General features: G+C 61.2%; 20 protein-coding genes. 18 read left to right on the top strand and 2 right to left on the bottom strand.

The genetic code is table 11. The annotated features are described in order from the left end of the window. Window positions 1–434 precede the first annotated feature (434 nt). The 6 genes from GFM02_RS13965 (at window position 435) to GFM02_RS13940 (ending at window position 5,969) form a co-directional block, all read left to right on the top strand. Window positions 435–1,337, top strand: a complete 903-nt coding sequence (locus GFM02_RS13965; RefSeq protein WP_003542342.1) for a branched-chain amino acid ABC transporter permease — start codon at window positions 435–437, stop codon at window positions 1,335–1,337. Between the two features lie 4 nt (window positions 1,338–1,341). After that, the gene (gene livM, locus GFM02_RS13960; RefSeq protein ID WP_020051349.1) at window positions 1,342–2,733 is read left to right on the top strand and encodes a high-affinity branched-chain amino acid ABC transporter permease LivM; all 1,392 of its coding nucleotides are present in this window, start codon (window positions 1,342–1,344) and stop codon (window positions 2,731–2,733) included. After that, window positions 2,733–3,611 carry an ABC transporter ATP-binding protein gene (locus GFM02_RS13955; protein WP_003542337.1) on the top strand — a complete coding sequence of 293 codons (879 nt, stop codon included), beginning with the start codon at window positions 2,733–2,735 and terminating at the stop codon, window positions 3,609–3,611. Before livM ends, GFM02_RS13955 begins: the two co-directional genes overlap by 1 nt. Continuing rightward, the gene (locus GFM02_RS13950) at window positions 3,611–4,354 is read left to right on the top strand and encodes an ABC transporter ATP-binding protein (protein ID WP_020051348.1); all 744 of its coding nucleotides are present in this window, start codon (window positions 3,611–3,613) and stop codon (window positions 4,352–4,354) included. The genes GFM02_RS13955 and GFM02_RS13950 overlap by 1 nt, the downstream gene beginning before the upstream one ends. A 19-nt stretch (window positions 4,355–4,373) precedes the next feature. Continuing rightward, window positions 4,374–4,727: a DUF6867 family protein gene (locus GFM02_RS13945; RefSeq protein WP_017961754.1), complete on the top strand. Its 354-nt coding sequence runs from the start codon at window positions 4,374–4,376 to the stop codon at window positions 4,725–4,727. A 120-nt stretch (window positions 4,728–4,847) separates the two neighbouring features. Continuing rightward, window positions 4,848–5,969, top strand: coding sequence for a branched-chain amino acid ABC transporter substrate-binding protein (locus GFM02_RS13940; protein ID WP_020051347.1), 1,122 nt, complete (start codon window positions 4,848–4,850; stop codon window positions 5,967–5,969). A gap of 272 nt (window positions 5,970–6,241) precedes the next feature. Here the strand turns inward: GFM02_RS13940 and GFM02_RS13935 are convergent, their stop codons facing one another. Next, complete coding sequence (locus GFM02_RS13935; RefSeq protein WP_017961753.1) at window positions 6,242–7,159, bottom strand: response regulator transcription factor; 918 nt, start codon at window positions 7,157–7,159, stop codon at window positions 6,242–6,244. Continuing rightward, window positions 7,152–10,538 (bottom strand): hybrid sensor histidine kinase/response regulator, encoded by a 3,387-nt coding sequence (locus tag GFM02_RS13930; protein ID WP_168271807.1) that lies wholly within the window; start codon window positions 10,536–10,538, stop codon window positions 7,152–7,154. Before GFM02_RS13930 ends, GFM02_RS13935 begins: the two co-directional genes overlap by 8 nt. Before the next feature lie 179 nt (window positions 10,539–10,717). On the opposite strand from GFM02_RS13930, the gene GFM02_RS13925 reads away from it, so the two are divergent. From GFM02_RS13925 to GFM02_RS13870, 12 genes are all read left to right on the top strand, one after another. Beyond that, window positions 10,718–12,622: an acid phosphatase gene (locus GFM02_RS13925; protein WP_168271808.1), complete on the top strand. Its 1,905-nt coding sequence runs from the start codon at window positions 10,718–10,720 to the stop codon at window positions 12,620–12,622. 196 nt (window positions 12,623–12,818) lie between these two features. Continuing rightward, window positions 12,819–14,111, top strand: coding sequence for an urea ABC transporter substrate-binding protein (gene urtA, locus GFM02_RS13920; RefSeq protein WP_163883402.1), 1,293 nt, complete (start codon window positions 12,819–12,821; stop codon window positions 14,109–14,111). A gap of 115 nt (window positions 14,112–14,226) precedes the next feature. Further along, complete coding sequence (gene urtB / locus GFM02_RS13915; RefSeq protein WP_168271809.1) at window positions 14,227–15,864, top strand: urea ABC transporter permease subunit UrtB; 1,638 nt, start codon at window positions 14,227–14,229, stop codon at window positions 15,862–15,864. Then, window positions 15,861–17,024: an urea ABC transporter permease subunit UrtC gene (urtC, locus tag GFM02_RS13910; RefSeq protein WP_168321922.1), complete on the top strand. Its 1,164-nt coding sequence runs from the start codon at window positions 15,861–15,863 to the stop codon at window positions 17,022–17,024. The genes urtB and urtC overlap by 4 nt, the downstream gene beginning before the upstream one ends. Before the next feature lie 5 nt (window positions 17,025–17,029). Beyond that, window positions 17,030–17,785: an urea ABC transporter ATP-binding protein UrtD gene (urtD, locus tag GFM02_RS13905; RefSeq protein WP_026265401.1), complete on the top strand. Its 756-nt coding sequence runs from the start codon at window positions 17,030–17,032 to the stop codon at window positions 17,783–17,785. A gap of 224 nt (window positions 17,786–18,009) precedes the next feature. After that, window positions 18,010–18,705: an urea ABC transporter ATP-binding subunit UrtE gene (gene urtE / locus GFM02_RS13900; RefSeq protein WP_003581844.1), complete on the top strand. Its 696-nt coding sequence runs from the start codon at window positions 18,010–18,012 to the stop codon at window positions 18,703–18,705. Window positions 18,706–18,856: 151 nt separating this feature from the next. Then, window positions 18,857–19,678: an urease accessory protein UreD gene (locus tag GFM02_RS13895; RefSeq protein WP_168306864.1), complete on the top strand. Its 822-nt coding sequence runs from the start codon at window positions 18,857–18,859 to the stop codon at window positions 19,676–19,678. A 33-nt stretch (window positions 19,679–19,711) separates the two neighbouring features. Continuing rightward, the gene (locus GFM02_RS13890; protein WP_003542318.1) at window positions 19,712–20,014 is read left to right on the top strand and encodes an urease subunit gamma; all 303 of its coding nucleotides are present in this window, start codon (window positions 19,712–19,714) and stop codon (window positions 20,012–20,014) included. A gap of 10 nt (window positions 20,015–20,024) precedes the next feature. After that, window positions 20,025–20,276: a DUF1272 domain-containing protein gene (locus GFM02_RS13885; protein ID WP_168321921.1), complete on the top strand. Its 252-nt coding sequence runs from the start codon at window positions 20,025–20,027 to the stop codon at window positions 20,274–20,276. A 10-nt stretch (window positions 20,277–20,286) separates the two neighbouring features. Next, the gene (locus GFM02_RS13880) at window positions 20,287–20,592 is read left to right on the top strand and encodes an urease subunit beta (RefSeq protein WP_168321920.1); all 306 of its coding nucleotides are present in this window, start codon (window positions 20,287–20,289) and stop codon (window positions 20,590–20,592) included. Window positions 20,593–20,614: 22 nt separating this feature from the next. Then, complete coding sequence (locus GFM02_RS13875; protein ID WP_168321919.1) at window positions 20,615–21,022, top strand: lysozyme inhibitor LprI family protein; 408 nt, start codon at window positions 20,615–20,617, stop codon at window positions 21,020–21,022. Window positions 21,023–21,038: 16 nt separating this feature from the next. Then, on the top strand, window positions 21,039–21,662 hold the full coding sequence (locus tag GFM02_RS13870; RefSeq protein ID WP_168321990.1) for a Urease operon accessory protein: 624 nt from the start codon (window positions 21,039–21,041) through the stop codon (window positions 21,660–21,662). Window positions 21,663–21,665 lie beyond the last annotated feature (3 nt).

The raw sequence follows: 21,665 nt of genomic DNA, 5'->3' as shown, positions 1-21,665 counted from the left end.
GCATCCCTCAATACGCAGCCTGATGATGCTACCATAAGTTTTCAGCCTTGTCAGACGAAGATGCGGCATCGCTGGTGAAATGGCATTCGTCAAACCGGCTGCCTTGGGGTCGGAATTTGCTCCATCTTCCAATTCTGTGGAATAGCTTACGCAGCAAGCAGTGCAGGAAATCGGCGGCGATATCTCCGGATGGTTAACCCAGTGGCAGTTTCTGGCTAAAAATAGGCCCTGGTCTGCCGTTTTTCTGTGGATTTTGGTTCAAAACGCGCCATCTAGCCCTGTTCTGACAAGAATCTGTCGGGGTAAATCCTTTTTGTCTTCACATTTCCAACGAAACCGCTATGCATTCGGCCTATGAGGTTCTCTGAAACGGAGAACTGAAGAACCAAAAAGAGATGCAGCATGTTTCGCTCGCATCCAGGGGAAAACGACATATGGAGTATTTCGTCCAGCAGCTCTTAAACGGGCTGACGCTCGGATCCATCTATGGCCTTGTGGCTATTGGCTATACGATGGTTTACGGCATTATCGGCATGATCAATTTCGCCCATGGCGACATCTTCATGCTCGGTGGCTTCGCCGCTCTTATCGTCTTCCTCGTCCTCACATCCATCTTCGCAGGTCTCCCGGTGGCCGTTCTGCTGCTGGTGATGCTTGTCGTTGCGATGCTGATGACGAGTTTATGGAATTGGACGATCGAGCGCGTCGCATACCGGCCCCTGCGCGGGTCCTTCCGCCTGGCGCCGCTGATTACCGCGATCGGCATGTCGATCACGCTGTCCAACTTCATCCAGGTGACGCAGGGTCCACGCAACAAGCCGATCCCGCCGATGGTGAGCTCGGTCTACCAGTTCGGCAACATCTCGGTGTCGCTGAAGCAGATCATCATCATCGTGATCACCGCAGTGCTGCTGACGATCTTCTGGTACATCGTCAATCGTACGGCACTCGGCCGTGCCCAGCGCGCCACTGAGCAGGATCGCAAGATGGCCGCGCTGCTCGGCGTCAACGTCGACCAGACGATCTCCATCACTTTCGTTATGGGTGCGGCACTCGCGGCCGTGGCCGGCACGATGTACCTGATGTATTATGGCGTCGCCTCGTTTAACGACGGCTTCACGCCTGGTGTGAAGGCCTTCACGGCAGCCGTTCTCGGCGGTATCGGTTCGTTGCCCGGCGCCGTCTTCGGCGGCCTCCTTATCGGCCTTATCGAGTCGCTGTGGTCGGCATACTTCACCATTGCCTACAAGGACGTCGCGACCTTTGCGATCCTGGCTTTCGTGTTGATCTTCAAGCCGACCGGCATCCTCGGGCGGCCGGAAGTCGAGAAGGTATAACGTCATGGCAAACATCGAAAATTCTGCAGGCAAGCCCGATGCCGGACTTGTCCGCAAAGGCCTTACCGAAGCTCTTTTCGCCGCCGTGCTGTCGTTCGGCATGTTCGTTCTCTATGTCGGCCTCAAGACCGACCAGAACATCAGCAACGAGTTGATCATTGTCCAGCGCTGGGGCCTGCTTGCGATCTTCGTCGCGGTCGCCGCCATCGGCCGCTTCGCCATGGTCGTTTTCATCAGGCCGAATATCGACCGCCGCAAGCTCAGCAAGGCGCGCGAGGGCGAACTCGACATCTCGACAGAGAAGAGCTTCTTCCACCGGCATTTCCTGAAGATCGCGCTGATAGCGCTGCTGCTTTATCCCATGGTGGTGGTGGCGATCAAAGGCCCTCAGGGCTCGCTGACATATGTCGACAATTTCGGCATCCAGATCCTGATCTATGTGATGCTCGCCTGGGGGCTGAACATCGTCGTCGGCCTCGCCGGCCTGCTCGACCTTGGCTATGTCGCCTTCTATGCCGTCGGCGCCTACTCCTACGCACTGCTTTCGAGCTATTTCGGCCTGTCCTTCTGGGTGCTGCTGCCGCTTTCGGGCATCTTCGCGGCACTCTGGGGCGTCATTCTCGGCTTCCCGGTGCTGCGCCTGCGCGGCGATTACCTTGCCATCGTGACGCTTGCCTTCGGTGAAATCATTCGTCTCGTCCTCATCAACTGGACTGAAGTGACGAAGGGCACCTTCGGTATATCGAGCATCCCGAAAGCAACACTCTTCGGCATTCCCTTCGATGCGACGGCCGGCGGCTTTGCTAAGCTCTTTCACCTGCCGATATCCTCGGCCTATTACAAGATCTTCCTGTTCTATTTGATCCTGGCGCTCTGCATGCTGACGGCCTATGTCACCATCCGGCTGCGGCGCATGCCGATCGGACGCGCCTGGGAAGCTTTGCGCGAAGATGAGATCGCCTGCCGTTCGCTCGGCATCAACACGGTGACGACCAAGCTCACCGCCTTTGCGACGGGTGCGATGTTTGCCGGTTTCGCTGGCTCGTTCTTCGCCGCCCGCCAGGGCTTCGTCTCGCCGGAATCCTTCGTCTTCCTGGAATCGGCCGTCATTCTCGCCATTGTTGTCCTTGGCGGCATGGGGTCGTTGACCGGCATCGCGATCGCCGCCATCGTCATGGTCGGCGGCACCGAGTTGCTGCGCGAGATGAGCTTCCTAAAACTCATCTTCGGACCAGATTTTACGCCGGAACTATACCGCATGTTGATCTTCGGCCTCGCCATGGTCGTCGTCATGCTGTTCAAGCCGCGCGGCTTCGTCGGCTCGCGTGAGCCGACAGCCTTCCTCAGGGAGCGCAAGGCGATATCCGGAAGCTTCATCAAGGAGGGCCATGGTTGATGAGCCCCGTAACGACGAATACGATGTCTGACGACACTCTTCTCAAGGTCGAACACCTGTCGATGAAGTTCGGCGGCCTGATGGCCATCAACGACTTCTCCTTCGAAGCCAAGCGTGGCGATATCACCGCGCTGATCGGGCCGAACGGCGCCGGCAAGACCACCGTCTTCAACTGCATCACCGGCTTCTACAAGCCGACGATGGGCATGATCACGTTCAACCAGAAGAGCGGCAAGCAATACCTGCTGGAGCGCCTGCCGGACTTTCGCATCACCAGGGAAGCCAAGGTCGCGCGTACCTTCCAGAACATCCGGCTGTTCTCCGGCCTGACCGTTCTCGAAAACCTGCTGGTTGCCCAGCACAACAAGCTGATGAAGGCATCGGGTTATACGATCCTCGGCCTTATCGGTGTCGGCCCCTATAGGCGCGAAGCGGCCGAAGCGATCGAGCTTGCCCGTTTCTGGCTTGAGAAGGCCGACCTGATCGACCGCGCCGACGACCCCGCCGGCGATTTGCCCTACGGCGCCCAGCGGCGTCTCGAAATCGCCCGCGCCATGTGCACCGGCCCGGAGTTGCTTTGCCTGGATGAACCGGCTGCCGGCCTCAACCCACGGGAATCGGCAACGCTCAACGCACTGCTGAAGAGCATTCGCGCCGAAACCGGAACGTCGATCCTGCTGATCGAGCACGACATGTCTGTGGTCATGGAAATCTCCGACCACGTCGTCGTCCTCGAATATGGTCAGAAGATTTCCGATGGCACGCCGGATCACGTGAAGAACGATCCGCGGGTCATCGCGGCCTATCTCGGTGTCGAGGATGAAGAAGTGGAAGAGGTGATCGCAGCCGTCGAGCAGCTCGAAGGAGGCGCAAACTGATGGGCGATGAAGTAATGACGGGTCAACCGCTCCTTCAGGTGAATGGCGTCGAAACCTATTACGGCAATATCCGGGCGCTGGCCGGCGTCGATGTCCACGTCAGCAAGGGCGAGATCGTCAGCCTGATCGGCGCCAACGGCGCCGGCAAGTCGACACTGATGATGACGATCTGCGGCAGCCCGCAGGCCCGCACCGGTTCGGTGGTCTTTGAGGGCCGCGACATCACCCGCATGCCGACGCATGAAATCGCCCGTCTGCGCATTGCACAGTCGCCGGAAGGCCGCCGCATCTTCCCGCGTATGACGGTTCTGGAAAATCTTCAGATGGGCGCTGGCCTCGATAATCTGAAACACTTCGCCGAAGACGTCGAGAAGATCTTCACGCTCTTCCCGCGTCTCAAGGAACGTCACGCCCAGCGGGGTGGAACACTTTCGGGCGGCGAGCAGCAGATGCTGTCGATCGGCCGCGCGCTGATGGCGCGCCCGAAGCTGCTGCTTCTCGACGAACCCTCGCTCGGTCTTGCGCCGCTGATCGTCAAGGGCATCTTCGAGGCGATCAGGAAGCTCAACGAGGCGGAGGGGCTAACCGTTTTCCTCGTCGAGCAGAACGCGTTCGCCGCACTCAGGCTTTCTCACCGCGCCTACGTGATGGTGAACGGCAAGGTGACGATGAGCGGCTCCGGCAAGGAGCTTCTTGCCAATCCCGAGGTTCGCGCCGCCTATCTCGAAGGCGGAAGACACTAGGTCGAAAGGAGAGTTTGACATGCAGGGACTTTTCTTCGAAGCGGATGCCGGCCCCCTCGTGGCGATCCGTGTCATCGTCTTGCTCTTAGGCTTCTGGACGGCCTGGCGCGCCGGCAAAGCGGTTGCCGAGGGCTGGAGCGACTATCCGCTGGTCATCGTCTATACATTTCTGCTCGCCTGGGCGATGCAGTTCCTGCATCATGCCTTGTTCAATGGGCCGATGCTCAACGCCTTCTACTATATCCTCGACTTCGTGACGCTGCTGGTGTTCTCGACGGCCGGCTTCCGCTACCGCCGCACCAATCAGATGGTTAACAACTATTACTGGCTGTACGAAAAAACTTCCGCGTTTTCGTGGAAGGACAAACATTGACAGTCCGTTGAAACTAGGCATGAATTGCCTTCCGAGTGGAACAGCTTTCCTGGCGCAGTCAATGGTGGGTAGTGCGCTGGGCCTTAGACCGGAACCCGCCCAAAAATTGGGAGTAATAATATGAAGAAGTCTCTTCTGTCGGCGGTGGCTCTGACGGCGATGGTCGCCTTCAGCGGCAACGCGTGGGCCGACGTACTTATCGCTGTCGCTGGTCCGCTGACTGGTCCGAACGCCGCGTTCGGCGCTCAGCTCCAGAAGGGTGCTGAACAGGCAGCCGCCGACATCAACGCGGCTGGCGGCATCAACGGCGAGCAGATCAAGATCGAGCTCGGCGACGACGTCTCCGACCCGAAGCAGGGTATTTCGGTCGCCAACAAGTTCGCAGCTGACGGCGTCAAGTTTGTCGTCGGTCACTTCAACTCGGGCGTTTCGATCCCGGCTTCGGAAGTCTATGCCGAAAACGGCATCCTCGAAATCACCCCGGCCGCGACGAACCCGACCTTTACGGAGCGGGGCCTCTGGAACACGTTCCGCACCTGCGGCCGTGACGACCAGCAGGGTGCCATCGCCGGCAAATATCTTGCCGATCACTTCAAGGACGCCAAGATCGCTGTCGTTCACGACAAGACCCCCTACGGTCAGGGCCTTGCCGACGAAACCAAGAAGGCTATGAATGCCGCCGGTGTCACGGAAGTCATATATGAAGGCATCAACGTCGGCGACAAGGACTTCTCGGCCCTCATCGCCAAGATGAAGGAAGCCGGCGTCTCGATCATCTATTGGGGTGGTCTGCACACCGAAGCCGGTCTCATCATCCGTCAGGCGGCCGACCAGGGCCTGAAGGCAACGCTGGTTTCTGGCGACGGTATCGTTTCGAACGAACTGGCCTCGATCGCTGGCGACGCCGTCGCCGGTACGCTGAACACCTTCGGCCCCGATCCGACGGCGAACCCTGCGAACAAGGAACTCGTCGAAAAGTTCAAGGCCGCTGGTTTCAATCCGGAAGCCTACACGCTCTATTCCTACGCTGCGATGCAGGCGATCGCCGGGGCCGCCAAGGCTGCCGGTTCGCTGGATCCTGAGGCCGTTGCCAAGGCCATGAAGGAAAAGGGCCCGTTCCCGACCGTTCTCGGCGACATTTCGTTCGACGAAAAGGGCGACCCGAAGATCCCTGGCTACGTCATGTATGAATGGAAGAAGGGTCCGGACGGCAAGTACAGCTACTTCCCGCAGGGCATGTAAGCCTCGCTTTCCTTTTATGGGACATGATTATCGAAGCCCGGTTCCGACCGGGCTTCTTTCTTTTTGCGGGTATTTCAATTCCGGCTTGGCTACCGTGCCGCAATCGCTCATCGATCGATCCACGAAGACGGCGCGTTACGGCGCCCGGCAGCCCGCTTCGGTGAAGGGGGTGCTGACGGCGAAAATGGTACGATCCGGCGCTTCGGCGAATGGAGACCGTCATGGTCCCGCGGCATCTCGGCAGCGCCACGGAACTAGCCTCCATCACCCTCTTACATCTCGTACAGCACGTGCGTGGCTTTCACGGCGGCCGAGGCGCGGTTCTCGACGCCGAGCTTCACGTAAATCTGTTCGAGGTGTTTGTTCACCGTCCGCGCCGACAGTCCCAATATTTCGCCGATGTCGCGGTTGGCCTTGCCCTTGGCGATCCAGAGCAGCACTTCGGATTCGCGCTGGGTGAGCGAGAAGCGCTGACGCAGCACCTCGTCGTCGCTGCGCTGACTGGCGGCGGTGAGGCGGAAGAGATATTCGTCAGGGCCGATTGCGCCGAGGAAGGCGAGCTGCAGCGCTGCCTGGCCGGCATGGGCGATCGAGATGATGCCGTCGCGCACTGCGGCGACGCGGTCGCGCATCCAGCCGGCGATGTGGCGGACGACGATTTCCATGCCGTCGTCGCTGCCCATGGCGGCATTGACCAGCCGTGTCGCTTGCGGCGTTGACCAGTGGATGGCGCCGTCGCCCTTGACTGCCAGCAGATGGCGGCCGGCTGCGTCCAGGGCGATGCGGGCGCTTTGGGCCGAGCGAGCGTTGCGCAGATGGACGCGGATGCGGGCGCGCAGTTCATCGATGTTGATCGGCTTGCTGAGATAATCGACGCCGCCGGATTCCAGCGCGTGCACGACATGCTCGGTCTCGGTCAGGCCGGTCATGAAGACGACAGGCACCTGCGCTACCGCGGCATTCGCCTTCAGCCGGCGGCAAGTCTCGAAGCCATCCATACCCGGCATCACCGCGTCGAGCAGGATAAGATCGGGCGTGATGCGCTCGACGATACCAAGTGCCGCCGTGCCCGATGTGGCGATCAGCACGGAGAAGCCGGATTGTTCGAGCGCGTCGGTCATGAAGCCGAGGGCTTCGGCGGAGTCGTCGACGAGCAGAACGATGTCGCGGGGGAGGGCCGGCTCAGCCAATGGATTCCACCTTTTCGTCGAAGTCGTGCAGGAAGGTCATGAAGCCGGCCAGATCGAAGGCGGCGACATAGGCGCGAAGTTCCTCCGTGAATGGCTGATTTGCCTCCACCTTGGCAAGGTCCGAAAGCTTGGCTTCAATGCCTCTGATATAGCCGATCTCGCCGAGCCGCAGCAATTCCTGCACATGGGCAGCACCTGGGCTGAGCATCGGCGCTTCGATCTTGACAGGAAGGGCTGGCGCGGCATCGGCATAGATCCATGTCAGGCCAAGATGCAGGGCGAGCTTGTCGCGCAGCTGGCGGATGTCGACCGGCTTGCCGATCGCATCATTGTGGCTGTCGTCGCTGTCGCCGAGAACGGCCGCATCACCGATATTGGCCGAAAGCATCAGCACCGGCGCCGTCTGACCGGCTTCGCGCAGACGCGAGACGAGCTGCCAACCGTTCATGCCGGGCATCAGGATATCGACAAGGAAAAGGTCCGGCATGATGCCCTCGATCAGCGTCAGGCATTCGCCGCCGCCTGCCGCCGTCAGCACGATGAAATCGAGCGGCACCAGGATCTCGCGCATCATCTCGCGGTGGTCCTCGTTATCGTCGACGACGACGACCGTGCGGCGCGGGCCGTTATAACCGACAACGCGCTTCTCCTGCGGCGCGGCGGCCACGGCACGCATGACGGCGGACAGCATCAGCCGGACGCGGAAGATCGAGCCTTCGTCCTTCACGCTTGAAACCGAGATCTCGCCGCCGAGCGTATTGGTCAAAAGCCGGGTGATGGTGAGGCCGAGGCCGAGCCCCGGCATCGGCCGCACGCTTTCGGCCTCACCGCGCTGGAAGGGCTCATAGATACGGGGCAGGTCATTCTCGGTGATGCCTCGGCCGGTGTCGGCAACGATGAAGGTCGCGACCTGGCTGCGATAGCCGACATCGAAGGTGACGCTGCCCTCGTCAGTGAACTTGATGGCATTGGAGAGCAGGTTGACGAGGATCTGGCGCAGGCGCTTTTCGTCGGTGCGGACGAATTGCGGCAAGGCTGGCGAGCGCTCATGGATGAAGGCAAGCCCCTTTGCCTGCGCCTGCGGGTGGAACATATCGACGATCTGGTCGAGGAAATCCTGGATGTTGATCTCGTTGGAATAGACCTGCAGGCGGCCGGCCTCGATCTTGGAAATATCGAGCAGGCCGTCGATCAGCCCGGAGAGGTGTTCGGCGCTGCGGCGGATGACCTTGATCGAGGATTGGCGCGGCGCCGGGATGGTCTCGTCGCGTTCGAGGATCTGGGCGTAGCCGAGCACGGCGTTCAGCGGCGTGCGTAATTCATGGCTGAGCCCGACGACATAGCGGCTCTTGGCGCGGTTGGCGGCCTCGGCGGTTTCCTTGGCGTTCTGCAAGGCGGCGTCGGTCTTCTTGTGGGCGGCGATTTCCTTGAGCAGCAGCGTGTTCTGGCGTGAGGATTCCTCCTCGGCAACGACGCGGCTGTCATGGGCGAGCACATAGAACCAGCAGACGACGCCTGAGATCACCGAGAAGACGAAGAAGACGATGAGGATGGTGCGGTTGACGACCTCGCCCGTCTCGGGCGAGGCGGAGGCAACCTGATGGGCAATCATCGCCAGGATTGCGCCGATGGCGGTCAATGCCAGCACGACGGCGATGCCGTAGCGGCCAAGGCGCGTCGTCAGCTTCCCCAGAATGGCTTCCGGTAGCAGCGCCTTGGCGACGGTGCCGACCTGCGCGTTGAAACGGGCGGCCGGCTTGCACATGTCGTGGCAGCGGCTGTCGAGCGAGCAGCAGAGCGAGCAGATCGGCGCGGCATAGGCCGGGCACCAGGCCATATCCTCCGGCTCGAAGGGATGCTCGCAGACCGAGCAGGTGATGTTCGTCAGGTTCTTCCAGCTCTGGCGCGGCTTGCGGGCGAGATAGAACTTGCCTTTCGTCGCCCAGGCGATGACAGGCGAGGCGACCACCGCGATGACGAGGGTGATATAGGGAGCGAGCGAGGCGGCGATCTCGCCGAAGGCGCCAAAATGGGCAATCAGCGACACCGTCGCCGACAGCGTCATGGCGCCGAGGCCGACCGGGTTGATGTCGTAGAGGTGGGCGCGCTTGAACTCGATCCCGGGGGGAGCCAGTCCCAGCGGCTTGTTGATGAAGAGATCGGCGGAGATCGTGCAGAGCCAGGCCATGGCGATGATCGAGAAGATGCCGAGCGTCTCCTCCAGCAGCCGGTAGATGCCGAGTTCCATCAAGAGCAGGGCGATTGCGACGTTGAACACCAGCCAGATGACGCGGCCGGGATGGCTGTGGGTCAGCCGCGAGAAGAAGTTCGACCAGGCGAGCGAACCGGCATAGGCGTTCATCACATTGATCTTCAGCTGCGAGACGACGACGAAGGCGGCCATCAACAGCAGCGCGCCATTATGCCAGGGGACCATGTAGCCGAAGGCGGTCAGATACATCTGCGCCGGGTCGGCGGCGCGATCGAGGGGGACGCCCGAGGTGAAGGTCAGCACGACCAGAAATGAACCAGCAAGCAACTTCGGCGCGCCGATGATGACCCAGCCGGGCCCGGCGAGAAAGATCGCCAGGCGGTGGCGCCACTTGCGCTGCGGGTCCGGCGGCAGGAAGCGCAGGAAGTCGGCCTGTTCACCGATCTGCGACATCAGCGCCAGGATGACGGCGGAGGCCGCGCCGAACTCCACCAAATCGAATTCGGCGATGGTACCGGGCGGGCCGGAGGCATGGCGGATGCCGGCAAAGGCGCGCCAGAGATCGAATTTTTCCCAGTCCAGCAGGGCGATGAAGATGAAGGGCAGGATATTCAGCACGATCCAGAAGGGCTGGGTCATCAGCTGGAACTTGCTGATCAGCCGTACGCCGTGCGTTACCAGGGGGATCACCATGACGGCGCTGATGATGTAGCCGATCCAGAGCGGGATGCCGAGGGTGAGCTCCAACGCCCCGGACATGATCGAAGCCTCGATGGCAAACAGCATGAAGGTGAAGCTCGCATAAATCAGCGAGGTGATGGTCGAGCCGATATAGCCGAAGCCCGCGCCGCGCGTCAGCAGATCGATGTCGACGCCGTGGCGAATGGCGTAGCGGCTGATTGGCAGGCCGATCGCCAGCATGGCGACCGAGGCGACGACAATGGCGTAAAAGGCGTTGGTGGTGCCATAGGAGAGGGTGATTGCGCCGCCGATTGCCTCCAGCGCCAGGAAGGAGATTGCGCCGATCGCCGTCTGTGAGATGCGCTGCGAGGAGAAATGGCGGGCGCTCTTGGCAGTGAAGCGCAGCGCGTAATCTTCCAGCGTCTGGTTGGCGACCCAGCGATTATATTCGCGTCTCACCGGAATGATGCGTTGGCGCGCTGCCATGTCTTCCTTTCCGGCATTCCGGTTGGGCTCATCGTCTCTCCGGCAGTTTTGGCGGGATGGTTGGGAAAGGCAAGAGGCAGGCACCGACTGGTTCACAGAATGGCAATATTTTTGCAATTGATCTGTCACATAAGAGCTCTAACTCTCCCGGCGTTCGTTCAACCATTTCGGGTATCACCATGTCTGTTTTAAGCCTTTGCCGCCTGAGCACCGCTCTCGTCTGCCTCCTTTCCATCGTGCCATCGCTTGCCAGTGCCGAGCAGTCCACGGCGGCGAAAGCGCCTTATGCGCAGGCCGGAAACACCAACAAACGCGGTGACGCCTGCTTCTCGACGGCGAACACCAACGCCGCCGTTCACCTTCTCTCCGGCTTCCTCGAAATCTGGACCCCGCGCACGCCTTTCGTCGATGCGGGTGTCGAAGCTCCGGCAAAGGACAATTGCCCGGCGGTCGCCAAGACGGATTGGGATGGTATTCCCGCCAGCAAGACTGACGGCCATATCGTCAACCAGGCCGTCCATGACGCCAACATTGCCTATGTCGTCAATGCGACGCGGGCGCGGACGGCCGACCAGGCGGTGGCCGCCTATCTCGACGATCGGCGCGGCAAGAATGCCAGCATCGTCGATGGCCTCGGTCCGCTGACGGATGCCTGGAAGGCCGGCTCGAAGCAGACCACCACGATCACCGAGGTGGCGGCCGACGCGACAACGGTCAAATATGACGACAAGGGCAACAATCGCGGCGCCGGCAGCAAGCCGGACACGGAAAGCAAGACCGATGCCAACCCCGACATGGGCCTTGCAATCGACTTCATCATTGCCGCCAGCGGTGACGGCTCGACGGAGCCGGCCAAGCGCTATTTCAAATATGGCCGTCCCTACCGCTGGAGCCAGGAGGTATCTGTCGTCCCGACGCTGGAGCCTGCCAAGAGCGGCAAGCCGGTTGAGGACGGCGGTTTCCCGAGCGGGCATACGGCGGAAGCCTGGCGGGATGGGCTCGCCATGGCCTATCTCGTGCCGCAGCGCTTTCAGGAAATGATCACGCGCGCCAGCGAGCTGGGTGAAGACCGCATCCTTGCCGGCATGCATTCTCCTCTCGACGTGATGGGCGGCCGGATGCTCGGCACCGCCACGGTCGTCTACAATCTGAACAAGGCCGACAATGCGGCGCTGAAGAGCGATGCTTACGCCCAAGCGCAGGCATGGCTCGTCGCCAAATCAGGCGTTGCGGATGCGGGCGCGCTCGAGGTTGCCGCCCATGCGGCACCGCTGGCTGCAGATCGTTTCGCCGATCGTGACGCCAATCGCGCTTACGTGCTGCAGCGCCTGAGCTATGGCCTGCCGACGATCCATGCGACCGATCAGCCGGCGCGTGTGCCGCAGGGCGCCGAAGCGCTTCTCGAAACGCGTCTGCCCTATCTGGACGGCGAGCAGCGCCGCGACGTGCTGAAGACGACGGAGATCGCCTCCGGCTATCCGCTGCTCGACGATGCGGAAGGTTACGGCCGTCTCAACCTGTTTGCCGCCGCCGATGGCTACGGCGCGTTCGAACAAGACGTGACCGTGACGATGGATGCGGCAAAGGGCGGTTTCAATGCGATCGATACCTGGCGGAACGACATCACCGGCAAGGGCAGGCTGGTGAAGCACGGCGAAGGCATCCTCGGGCTGTCGGGTGCGAACAGCTATGCCGGCGGCACCGTGCTGGAAGAGGGCGCGCTGGTGGCCCTCTCGCCGTCGGCCTTCGGTACTGGCGGCCTGACGGCTGACCGCGGTTCGCTCGTTCTGGCGGCGGACAAGCCCGTGACCGTCGGCGGCGACTATCAGCAGCTTGCCACGGCCGTGATGAAGCAGAGGCTCGGCGCGAACGGCGAGGGTACGCTGATCGTTCATGGCAAGGCGGTGCTAGCCGGCGAGCTCGATGTGACGCTTGCCGACGGTTTTGTCCCGACGCCTGGAACGAAGATCGAGATCCTGAAGGCCAGCGCCGTGACCGGCGCCTTCGAAAAGCTGACCGTCGCAGGCCATAGGGCGAGCCTCTCTTACGGTCCGACGGCCATCGTCTTGACGATCGACGGATAATTCCTCCGAGAGAATCGACGGGGCATCTCCCGCGGTGGGGGATGCCACCTCTCTCCCGGCCTGCTGCCTGTTTGACCCCCGCGCCTACGTCAATCGACGTATGTGTTTTCGCGCTGCAGCACCCGATAGTTCTTTAAGCAACAGTTAATCTCCGTTTCCGGTCTGTTGCGGAACAAGAAGAGGGGAGTTCAACCAGATGAATCTCAAATCCACTATTACGGGCGCAGCGCTCGGCGCCGTCATGGCGGCGTCGGCCGCCTTTAGCGGTGCAGTTGCCGCCGATGACACGATCAAGGTCGGCATTCTGCACTCGCTCTCCGGCACCATGGCCATCTCCGAGACCACGCTCAAGGACGCCATGCTGATGCTCATCGACGAGCAGAACAAGAAGGGCGGCCTTCTCGGAAAGAAGCTTGAGGCCGTCGTCGTCGACCCGGCTTCCGACTGGCCGCTGTTTGCCGAAAAGGCACGTGAGCTGATCCAGAAGGACAAGGTTGCCGCCGTCTTCGGTTGCTGGACGTCCTCGTCGCGCAAGTCCGTTCTGCCGGTTTTCGAAGAGACCAACTCGATCCTGTTCTACCCGGTCCAGTATGAAGGCGAAGAGTCCTCGCGCAACATCTTCTACACCGGTGCTGCTCCGAACCAGCAGGCCATTCCTGCTGTCGACTACCTGATGGAAAAAGAAGGCGTCAAGCGCTTCGTTCTCGAAGGTACGGACTATGTTTATCCGCGCACGACCAACAAGATTCTCGAGGCATACCTGATTTCGAAGGGTATTCCGAAAGAAGACATCATGACCAACTACACGCCGTTCGGCTTCTCCGACTGGCAGACCGAAGTTTCCAAGATCAAGGAATTCGGTTCAACCGGCAAGAAGACCGCCGTCGTCTCTACGATCAACGGCGATGCCAACGTTCCGTTCTACAAGGAACTGGGCAACAAGGGCATCAAGGCAACCGACATCCCCGTCGTCGCCTTCTCGGTTGGCGAAGAAGAGCTTGCCGGCCTCGACACCAAGCCGCTCGTCGGCCATCTCGCTGCCTGGAACTACTTCGAATCGGTCGAAAGCTCGGCCAACAAGAAGTTCATCAAGGACTGGCACGCTTTCACCAAGAACGACAAGCGCGTGACGAACGACCCGATGGAAGCTGCTTATATCGGCTTCAACGCATGGGTTAAGGCCGTCCAGGCTGCCGGCACGACCGATACCGACAAGGTTCTCGATACCATCATCGGCGTCAGCGTTCCGAACCTCTCGGGCGGCTATGCGACCGTCATGCCGAACCACCACATCACCAAGCCGGTGCTGATCGGTGAAATCCAGGCCGACGGCCAGTTCGAAATCGTCCAGCAGACACCTGCCGTCGTCGGCGACGAATGGTCAGATTTCCTGCCTGACTCCAAGGACCTGATCTCCGATTGGCGCAAGCCGATGTCCTGCGGCAACTTCAATGTTGCTACCGGCAAGTGCGGTGGCAAGGGCTCCTGAGTACGACCTCGATCCGATGATTGCCTGAAGGCTTCCGTCCGGGTTTGATCCCGGGCGGAAGCTCCGTCCCAGCGATTGCGCCGCGAGGCCAACACTATCAAGGGCGAGAAAGCCGATGTATCGCGCCATAAAGATTTTCCTCATCACGGTTTGCCTGGCATTTTCGGGCCTGACATTTTCGGGCGTGATGATCTCGAGCGAAGTCCAGGCCCAGGACGATATCCACGTGCTCATCGATGCGCTCGGCGTCGGCGACTTCCCGGAACGCGAAGCGGCCATCAAGGCGCTGGTCGCTTCCAAGGATCCGCATGTCAGCCAGATCCTGCAGCAGTTGAGCGACGGCCTTCTCTACGTCAATTCCGATGGGGGCCCGGTTCTTCTCCAGGGCGGTACCGATGACGAACCGACCTATTCCGATCCGATCACCGGCGAAGCCGCTGCCGATGTCGATCCGGATCTGATGACGAAGGTCAAGATCAACAACGCGCTTCGCGGCGTCATCGGCGCCGCCACCAGCCAGCTGACGCTGATGAGCCCGGACCGCTCCGCGCGGCTTGCCGCGGCGCAGGGCCTACTGAAAGATGCCGATCCCGCCAATCTCGACCTGCTGAACACGGCGCTTGCGGCCGAAAAGGACGCTGAGATCAAGAATACGATGGAAGCGGCGCGCGCAGTGCTGCTGCTCAAGACGGATGCGAGCGTCGAAGACAAGAAGGCTGCGATCGATACGATCGCAGCGCGCGGCAATCGCGATGCGCTGACCATCCTCACGACCACACTCGAAACCGCGCCTGACGACCTGAAGCCGGCGATCCAGGCGGATATCAGCTCGATCAATCGCAGCCTGGCGCTGTGGGATATCGTCCAGAACATCTGGTACGGATTGTCTCTCGGCTCGGTCCTGCTGCTTGCCGCGATCGGCCTTGCCATCACCTTCGGCGTCATGGGCGTCATCAACATGGCGCATGGCGAAATGGTGATGATCGGCGCCTACACCACCTATGTGGTGCAGGAATACATTACTTCCGCCTTTCCTGAACTTGCCGATTATTCGCTGGCCTTTGCCGTGCCTGCGGCCTTCGTCTTTACCGGCTTCGTCGGTCTGGTGATCGAGCGCGCCGTCATCCGCTATCTCTACGGCCGGCCGCTCGAAACGCTGCTCGCCACCTGGGGCGTGTCGCTCATCCTGCAGCAGGCGGTGCGCAGCAGCTTCGGCCCGACCAACCGCGAGGTCCGCAATCCGACCTGGATGTCCGGCGTCTTCGATCTCGGCGGGCTCTCCATCACCTGGAACCGACTGTGGATCATCGTCTTTTCGATGGTGGTCTTTGTGGCGCTGCTCCTGCTGCTCAAACGGTCCGCCTTCGGCCTGCAGATGCGTGCCGTTACGCAGAACCGGCGCATGGCGTCGTCGATGGGCATCCGCACCGGCTGGGTCGATGCCTTCACCTTCGCGCTCGGCTCGGGCATTGCCGGCATCGCCGGCGTGGCGCTCAGCCAGATCGACAATGTCTCGCCGAACCTCGGTCAATCCTACATCATCGACAGCTTCATGGTCGTCGTCTTCGGCGGTGTCGGCAATCTCTGGGGCACGCTGGTCGGTGCACTCTCGCTCGGCGTCGTCAACAAGTTCCTCGAGCCCTTCGCCGGCGCCGTGCTCGGCAAGATCCTGGTGCTCGTCCTCATCATTCTCTTCATCCAGAAGCGTCCCCGCGGGCTCTTCGCACTCAAAGGAAGGGCGGTGGAAGCATGATAACGGCCTTCCTTCTCCGATCACTCGATCGCAAGATCGTCATTGCCATCGCCCTCCTGCTTCTGGTCGCGGTTCTTGTGCCGGTCCTGAACCTGATGACGGGGCCGAGCAATCCGCTGCACGTGCCGACTTATATCATGTCGCTGTTCGGCAAGTATCTGACCTATGCGCTGCTGGCGCTGGCGCTTGATCTCGTCTGGGGCTTCTGCGGTATCCTCTCCCTCGGCCACGGTGCCTTCTTTGCGCTCGGCGGCTATGCGATGGGCATGTATCTGATGCGCCAGATCGGCACGCGCGGCAGCTACGGAGATCCGATCCTGCCCGACTTCATGGTGTTCCTGAACTGGAAGGATCTGCCCTGGTTCTGGTTCGGCTTCAACCATTTCTGGTTTGCGGCGCTGATGGTGCTCGTCGTGCCCGGCCTGCTCGCCTTCGTCTTCGGCTGGTTTGCCTTCCGCTCACGCGTCAACGGCGTCTATCTCTCGATCATCACCCAGGCGATGACCTATGCGCTGCTGCTGGCCTTCTTCCGCAACGACATGGGCTTCGGCGGCAATAACGGCCTTACCGACTTCAAGGACATTATCGGTTTCAACGTCCAGGCTGACGGCACGCGTGCAGTCCTTTTTGCCGCAACTGCGATCTTCCTGGCGCTGTCGCTGCTGCTCGCCTCGGCGATCGTGCGCTCAAAGTTCGGCAAGGTGCTGGTCGGCGTGCGCGATGCTGAAAGCCGCACGCGCTTCCTCGGTTACCGCGTCGAGCACTTCAAGCTCTTCACCTTCGTCGTCTCGGCGATGATGGCTGGTATTGCCGGTGCGCTCTACGTGCCGCAGGTCGGCATTATCAATCCCGGCGAATTCGCGCCTGCCAATTCGATCGAAGTCGTCATCTGGACGGCGGTGGGCGGGCGGGCGACGCTGATCGGCCCGATCATCGGCGCGATCCTCGTCAACGGCGGCAAGACGATCTTCACCGGCCTCTTCCCGGAGTTCTGGCTGTTTGCGCTCGGCGGCCTCTTCGTTGCCGTCACGCTCTTCCTGCCCAAGGGCGTCGTCGGCACGATCGCCCAATATCTCGGAAAGCGGAAGAAGGTCTCCAATTCTGCTCCGCCGGCGGTGCAGGAAGATGGCATCGAGCCGAAAATACAGGCAGCGGAGTGAGCACCATGATCCCCGACGTCAAACCCAACAGCGTGCTTTATCTGAACGGCGTCTCGGTTTCCTTCGATGGCTTCAAGGCGCTGAATTCGCTGTCGATCGTCATCGAACCCGGCGAGCTGCGCGCCATCATCGGCCCGAACGGCGCCGGCAAGACGACGATGATGGATATCATCACCGGCAAGACCAGGCCTGACGAGGGCGAGGTGTTCTTCAACGGCACGATCGATCTTACCAAGAAGGACGAGGCCGATATCGCCCAGCTCGGCATCGGCCGCAAGTTCCAGAAGCCGACGGTCTTCGAAAGCCATACGGTGTGGGACAATCTGGAGCTGGCGCTGAACCGCCGTCGTGGCGTGTTCTCGACGCTGTTCTATCGGCTTTCGGGCGAGGACAGGGCACGTATCGAGGAAATCCTCGACACGGTGCGGCTGACGCACCGCCGCGACGAATTCGCCGCCAATCTCTCACATGGACAGAAGCAGTGGCTGGAGATCGGCATGCTGCTGGCGCAGGAGCCGAAGCTCCTGCTCGTCGACGAGCCGGTGGCCGGCATGACCGATGCGGAGACGGCGGAAACTGCGATCCTGCTCAAGGATATAGCCAAAACCCGGTCAGTCGTCGTCGTCGAACATGACATGGGCTTCATCCGAGACCTCGGCGTCAAGGTGACCTGCCTTGCTGAAGGATCGGTGTTGGCGGAAGGCTCGATCGATTTTGTGAGTTCGGATCCGAAGGTCATCGAGAACTATTTGGGGCGGTGAGGGATGATGGATACATCGGATGTTGATGGGTGTGTCACCCCTCCCCAACCCCTCCCCACAAGGGGGAGGGGCTTAACCTGGGCGCTCGCTCATCGCTGCGATTGCCAGCTTTCCTATGATCTCCTGAGAAGTGGGACGGTAGCTCCGAGTTTATCCCTCCCCCTTGTGGGGAGGGGTTGGGGAGGGGTCTTTTTTGGACCCGCAAAGATTCAGGAGACGGCATCATGCTGACAGTCGAAAACGCAAACCTGCATTATGGCGCCGCTCAGGCGCTGCGCGGCATCTCGATCAAAGCGGAGATGGGCAAGATCACCTGCGTGCTGGGGCGTAACGGCGTGGGGAAGAGTTCTCTTCTGCGCGCCGTTACCGGCCAGCATCCGCTGTCAGCGGGCACCGTCACCTTTAACGATACCAGGCTTAACGGCCTGCCGCCCTTTGCCCGCGCCAAGCAGGGCATCGGCTATGTGCCGCAGGGGCGCGAAATCTTCCCGCTGCTCACCGTCAAGGAAAATCTCGAAACCGGCTTTGCTCCGCTTGGCCGCCGCGACCGCAACATCCCCGATGACATCTTCAGTCTCTTCCCGGTGCTGAAGTCGATGTTGTCACGTCGCGGCGGCGATCTTTCCGGCGGGCAGCAGCAGCAGCTGGCGATCGGGCGCGCCATGGTGACGCGGCCGAGGATTCTCGTCCTCGACGAGCCGACCGAGGGCATTCAGCCATCGATCATCAAGGATATCGGCCGGGCGATCCGCTACCTGCGCGACTCCACAGGCATGGCGATCCTGCTCGTCGAGCAGTATCTCGATTTCTGCCGTGAGCTTGCCGACTATGTCTACATCATGGACCGCGGCGAAATCGTGCATGAAGGGCTTGCCGAGACGCTGGATACGCCGGAGGCCCGCCGCCACCTGACTGTCTGACCGGCAGATGCCGCATTTTGCAGCAGAAGGCGCGGCGCCTGGAAAACCTTCCGCCGCTGCCGAAGGTCTGCTCGGCGCGGCATAGGAATTGCTTGCTTTCCGCTATCCGCGCGCTTGAATGAAAACCAGGGGCACGGCCGAAAGGGACGATATGACGATTGCGGCGGCAGGCACGAGACCGCAAAGAGCGGAAGGGCGCGGGCATCTGGCGGCAAAGCTGTTCGATGGCCGCACGCGCATTCGTGAACTCTATCAGGAGGGGGCAGCGAAGATCCGCCTGCCCGATACCTTCGATGCCTCCATGGAAGCCGTCATCATCAATACTGCTGGCGGTTTGACAGGCGGCGATCGGATGGATTGGAGCGTGGATGCCGGCGCCGGCACGCGCATCGACGTCACCACTCAAGCTTGCGAGAAGATCTACAAGGCATCGGCCGGCATCGCCGAGGTGGCAACCAGCATCAAGGTCGGGGCCCAAGCCCGCGTCGACTGGCTGCCGCAGGAAACGATCCTCTTCGACCGGGCCGCACTTTTCCGCCGGCTGGATGTCGATCTTGACGAGAGCGCCGAATTTCTGGCTGTCGAAGCGGTGCTGCTCGGCCGCAAGGCGATGGGTGAGGCGGTGGTATCAGGGCTGTTCCGCGACCGCTGGCGCATCCGCCGCTCGGGTCAACTTATCCATGCCGAGGAACTCAGACTTTCCGAAGGTGTGGCGGCGCTGGCGGCGCGGCAGGCCGTGCTCGGCGGACAGGTGGCCTTTGCGACGTTGCTTTATGCCGGGCCGCTTTCGGAAGCCTATCTCGGGAAGGTCCGGCCGCTCGTCGAAGGATCGATGGGCGGCGCGAGCGCTTGGAATGGCAAGCTGGTCGTCCGCCTAGCAGCAGCCGACGGCTTCTCACTCAGAAAAATCCTGATCCCCGTCATTTCCGCCTTGCGCAATGGTGCGCCTGTGCCGAAAGTCTGGAATCTATGAACGTAAGCATTCGGTCAAGCAGATGGACAAGCGATGAACCTCACTCCGAGAGAAAAAGACAAGCTGTTGATTTCGATGGCGGCGATGGTGGCGCGGCGACGGCTGGAGCGCGGCGTCAAGTTGAATTACCCCGAAGCGATCGCGCTGATCAGCGACTTCGTCGTCGAAGGCGCCCGCGATGGCCGCCCGGTTGCCGAGCTGATGGAAGCCGGCGCCCATGTGATCGGCCGCTCCCAGGTGATGGAGGGCATTGCCGAGATGATCCACGACGTGCAGGTGGAGGCGACGTTTCCTGATGGAACCAAGCTCGTCACCGTGCACGAGCCGATCCGGTGAGGAGATAGGGATGATCGAGCTCAGGCCCAATTGCGAATGCTGCGACAAGGATCTGCCGCCTGACAGCACCGAGGCACGGATCTGCACCTATGAATGCACGTTCTGCGCCGATTGCGTGGACGGCGTGCTGAAGGGTGTCTGCCCGAACTGCGGCGGCAATCTCGTTGCGAGGCCTATTCGGCCGGCGGCGATGCTTGTCAAAAATCCGGCGTCGACGAAGCGTGTGCTGAAAGCCGAGGGCTGCGTGCCCAAGGCGGCTTAAGGAGGACGAGATGATTCCAGGCGAAATCATTGCCGCGAGCGGCGACATCGAACTGAATGCCGGCGCGCCGACGGTGACGCTGGAGGTTTCCAATAAGGGCGATCGGCCGGTGCAGGTCGGCAGCCACTATCATTTCGCCGAGACCAATGCGGGACTTTCCTTCGATCGCGCGGTAGCGCATGGCAAGCGGCTCGATATTCCGGCGGGAACGGCAGTGCGCTTCGAGCCGGGGCAGACTCGCTCGGTGACGCTGATCCCGCTTTCCGGCAAGCGCGAGGTTTACGGCTTCCGGCAGCTGGTGATGGGCAAGCTTTAAGAACAATAATCCGGAGGAATGCATGCGTTTGAATATCTGCCTCGTCGGGGCGGCGATGCTGCTGACGGCAGGTGCTGCCTCTGCGGAGGATATCGATTGCAACAATCCCAAGACGCAATCGGACATGACTGGCTGCGAGGCGGCGCGCCACGAGACTGCCGACAAGGCGCTGAATACGCAATATAAGAAGACGCGCGCCGCCCTGGCGGCGATCGACAAGGACCTGGATGGCGACATGAAGGGCGCGGAGCAGGCGCTGGTCAAGGCGCAGCGCGCCTGGATCGATTATCGCGATGCCGAATGCGACGCTTTCGGCTTTCAGGCCCGCGGCGGCACGATGGAGCCGATGCTGGTCGCCGGGTGTCTCGCCAACATTACGGACAAACGCACGAAAGAGCTGAAAGAGCTCGAAGATACGATGAGCAACTAGGGTGATCAGGAAAATCATGATCGTCGGCAATGGCGACATTGAGGAGGGCGGGGCTGGCATCATCGATGCCGCCGATATTGTCATCCGCTTCAATGATTGCCGCTCCTATGGCGCCGGCGGCAGCCGCACGGATGCCGTCGCGGTCTGCAACACCGGCAGGCCGGCAAAGGCGATGCTCGGTTCGCGTGAGTGGCGCGCCCATCCGGGCGTCGTGTCGGCCGGCGAAATATGGAGCGTGCGCGACCCGGAAAAATTCGCCGCGATGCGGGCGCCGCTTGCCGTCTCGCATCCGGAACTTGATGATTTCTGCGACGACTATACCGCTGAGTTCAGCGCCTTCTGCGCAGACACCGGCAAGACGCACGTCGTCATCGGCAAGTCGATTCACGATGCCGTCGATGCAGCGATTTCGGCGTTTTCTCCAGCGCCCTATGTCGTGCCGAGCAGCGGTATGATCGTCATTGCCGAGGTGCTGAACACATATGCCGACGCCGAGGCGACACTTGCCGGCTTTGGCCACGTCGGCTGGGAATGGCACCCGTTTTCGGCCGAACGACAACTTGTCGATAGCTATATTGCCGCTGGCCGCCTCAAGCGGCTCGGCGGAGAAACACTCGTCTCTTCCTCCCAAGGAGCCTGATAG

This window comes from Rhizobium leguminosarum bv. viciae (assembly GCF_012276115.1).
Taxonomy (GTDB): domain Bacteria; phylum Pseudomonadota; class Alphaproteobacteria; order Rhizobiales; family Rhizobiaceae; genus Rhizobium; species Rhizobium leguminosarum_T.
The sequence above is the reverse complement of the archived record's forward strand: the minus strand, read 5'-3'. Positions and strand labels throughout refer to the sequence as shown.